Here is a 2,047-nt window from a genome sequence, read left to right on the forward strand (position 1 = left end):
CTAGAACACCACCGTTCTAGAACCTCTCCCTTTTCGCGTTTTCACCATTGAACCAACACCATCCGGCCACGGCTACCGGCACGACGTTCCTTCGCCTATCGTTGGCCAACCTGCATTCGAACCACCCAACAGGCCCAAAAGCGCTGTTTCCGAACGCTTCAATGGTCCGAACGCAGCTTTGTTCACCAAATGAACTATCCCAGGTAACTGCGGTGTTCATTATCGCGTGGTTTAAGGACTATACGGATGAGCCTTCTGAATTGTCACTGAGCCTAAAAACAGTGCGAATTAGAGGTTGGTTCCAGCGCGGAGAAGGAGTAGGGATCAGCATTCGAACCATCGAGGAGCGTAGGGACCGCTAGATTTTATGGCTTCGATGGTTCGAACGCACCTTATTTCAGCAAGGCAACTATTTACCGGCGTCTTCGGTCTATGCACAGCGGGGGAGCGGAGTAGTTCAACGTGGCGTTGATGAACCTTGGAGAAGGATGTTTGCGGCTCAGCAGTAGGATAGAAGTCATGTCAGATACTTCTAAGCCTCGAATTTTTAGCATGCGGTGGGAGCAGATCCATTCCGCCTATATCGCCAAGGCGGAACGTAAGGACCGTACTCGCGCTGAGGTAGATGAAGTTATTTCCTGGTTCACGGGATACGATGTCCCAGGCATCGCTGCGGCTTGTCAGATGCGAGTTTTTGGTACCGGTGTTCTGGTGACTCGGTACTGTCGTGTTCCGGGTAGTTGGTACCGGGCCGAGGGGTGCGTCGGCCCGGCCCGTCTGTATTAGTCGTCTGGGGTGGTGGGGGCGGTGGCTTTGCGCATGTCGAAGTCTCCGATATGGATTCGGTGGCCGTTGTTGAGGCGGCTTACGAGTGAATCGGCTCCGACTCTGTCTGGCAGTGTTTCAACCCAATAGGCGGCAGCTGATTGGGAGGAGATAAGTGTAGGCAGCCTTCCGTCGCGGTCGAATATGATCTTGGTTAGGTCTTCTTGCCCGCGCTGGTTGATGCTGATGGTCATAAAGTCGTCGATGATAAGGACATCGACGTTGATCAGTTTGCGCATCTTATCGAGGTAGTTTTGGTCAGTCGGTGAGAAGACCGCCAGCATGTCTACAAGTTGATCCAGCCGGTAGTACGCCACCGAGTATCCAGCCTTGCATGCGGCGATGCCGATGGCGCAGGCAATGTAGGTCTTGCCTGTTCCCGTCGGGGCGAGGATGTGAATGTTGGTCGGGTTTTCCCGCCAGTTAGTGGCTGCGATTCGTTTCAACTGGCGCATGTTGATACCGCGTTGTTCTGCCCGGGTGATTTCAGCCAGGCTTGCATCCGGGTATCGGAATTTAGCCTGGGTGATGGCCTTGGCAATGTTGCGCTGTTGGCGTTGTGTATAGGCTTCTTCGACTGCAGCGAGGAAAATGTCTTCTGGTAGCGCATCCGCATAGGCCTCGTCGTTGACAACCTCGTAGAAGATGTCAGCGAAGGTCGATACGCGAAGCTTGCGCATTTTCGCCCGCACAATCTCGTCGTCGATGCTGCTCATGATTTTTCACACTCCTTCTAGTTTTCGTAGTGGTCAGCAGGCCGGATAAAGACGGCATCGGCCACCTCACCGGTAAGCGGGGTACTTGGGCGTGGTTGGCGCTTGGCTACAGGCTGTGTTTTTGGCCCTGGTTGCCCGGGATGTTGTTGGGCGTGGGCAATGTCAGTCTGGAGGCGTTTGATCACAGCCATCGTTGGGGCCAGCTTCTTGTCCACGACCTGCTGGCATGCAGGCTCTAGGGTGGCTTTGTTGTGCTTTTTGCCCAGGTTGGCCAGCACGTTGCGTGCCTGGATGAGTCCGCGGGGTACGGCGGCACTATTGCGGTCGAGGATCATCGCTATGACTGCGTGCGTTGCTGCCCCAAACGACGAGGCCCAAGCCAAAAGCTCATCACGGGTAAGCGCCTTGTGGCCTTCATCATCGCCACATGGCCCATGCTGAGGGTTGGTGGAATACCGGTATTTGAATCCGTGGGCCTGGCCCCCGGAAAGTGGACACGTCGGGGG

2 protein-coding genes and 1 pseudogene are annotated in these 2,047 nt (G+C 55.3%); 1 reads left to right on the top strand and 2 read right to left on the bottom strand.

Features of this window, described 5'->3' with window-relative positions:
- Window positions 1-552 precede the first annotated feature (552 nt).
- On the top strand, window positions 553-786 hold the full coding sequence (locus tag HMPREF2692_RS12805) for a DUF2200 family protein (protein ID WP_246823454.1): 234 nt from the start codon (window positions 553-555) through the stop codon (window positions 784-786).
- On the opposite strand, the gene HMPREF2692_RS11710 is transcribed toward HMPREF2692_RS12805, so the two are convergent.
- Together HMPREF2692_RS11710 and HMPREF2692_RS11715 are read right to left on the bottom strand one after the other, a co-directional pair.
- The gene (locus HMPREF2692_RS11710) at window positions 783-1,541 is read right to left on the bottom strand and encodes an ATP-binding protein (protein ID WP_062038708.1); all 759 of its coding nucleotides are present in this window, start codon (window positions 1,539-1,541) and stop codon (window positions 783-785) included. The two genes, HMPREF2692_RS12805 and HMPREF2692_RS11710, sit on opposite strands and share 4 nt — an antisense overlap.
- A gap of 17 nt (window positions 1,542-1,558) precedes the next feature.
- Window positions 1,559-2,047: pseudogene (locus HMPREF2692_RS11715) on the bottom strand (IS21 family transposase); the annotation flags it as partial.

Source organism: Corynebacterium sp. HMSC036D03, assembly GCF_001836185.1.
GTDB classification, from domain to species: Bacteria; Actinomycetota; Actinomycetes; order Mycobacteriales; family Mycobacteriaceae; genus Corynebacterium; species Corynebacterium simulans.

Bases quoted from the DNA above. Each gene is read 5' to 3' on its own strand.
- HMPREF2692_RS12805 (WP_246823454.1), top strand. From the start codon at position 553: ATGCGGTGGGAGCAGATCCATTCCGCCTATATCGCCAAGGCGGAACGT.
- HMPREF2692_RS11710 (WP_062038708.1), bottom strand. From the start codon at position 1,541: ATGAGCAGCATCGACGACGAGATTGTGCGGGCGAAAATGCGCAAGCTT.